The organism is Streptomyces viridiviolaceus, assembly GCF_014650995.1.
Taxonomy (GTDB): domain Bacteria; phylum Actinomycetota; class Actinomycetes; order Streptomycetales; family Streptomycetaceae; genus Streptomyces; species Streptomyces viridiviolaceus.
Window position 1 is genome coordinate 1 of the sequence record NZ_BMWA01000099.1, and the last position, 850, is coordinate 850.

Below are 850 nucleotides of genomic sequence, written 5' to 3' on the forward strand. Positions count from 1 at the left end.
GATCAGGCAGACGGCGAGCCCCAGGAACGCTTCGTGGATGTCGTCGCGACGTTCCCATCGGATCCGAAGCCGGCGGAAGCCATGGAGCCAGGAGATGGTGCGTTCGACGACCCAGCGGAAGATGCCCAGGCCGGTGCCATGTGGCTGGCCTCGTTCCGCGATCGCGGGCCGGATGCCGCGCTGTCGCAGGAGCCGCCGGTACTTGTCGTGGTCGTAGCCGCGGTCGGCGAACAGAGCATCTGGGCGTCGTCGTGGCCGGCCGACGACGCCGGCGACCGCTGGGACCTTGTCGAGCAGGGGCAACAGCTGGGTGACGTCGTTGCGGTTTCCACCGGTCAGCGACACCGCGAGCGGGATTCCCTGTCCGTCCGTGAGGACGTGGTGCTTGCTGCCCGGCCGTGCGCGGTCGACCGGGCTGGGACCGCTTTTGGGCCTCGCCGAGCGGCCCGGACGTGGGAGGAATCGATCACCGCCCGCGACCAGTCCAGCTTCTGCTTCGACCGCAGCTCCTTCAGCAGCACCGCATGCAACTGGTCCCAGACACCGGCCTCGTTCCAAGCTGCCAGGCGCCGCCAACACGTCATGCCCGAGCCGAAGCCCAGCTCCTGCGGCAGGTACTCCCACTGGATCCCGGTGTGCAGCACGAACAAGATCCCGCACAGGGCCTGTCGGTCCGGCACTCGAGGCCGTCCTTCGACCTGCTTCGGCGCCGGTTCCGGAAGCAACGGCTCGATCAGCGACCACAGTTCATCCGACACGATCCACGGCCGCCGCTGTCTCTTCCCCACGATCAGAGCAACGAGCGGACAAGCTGACAGTCACATGATCAATAGCTTTTGTTAGGGCCAGT

General features: G+C 66.9%; 1 pseudogene. It reads right to left on the reverse strand.

Features of this window, described 5'->3' with window-relative positions:
* Positions 1–788 (reverse strand): annotated as a pseudogene (locus IE260_RS41070) (IS5 family transposase); the annotation flags it as partial.
* Positions 789–850: the final 62 nt, after the last annotated feature.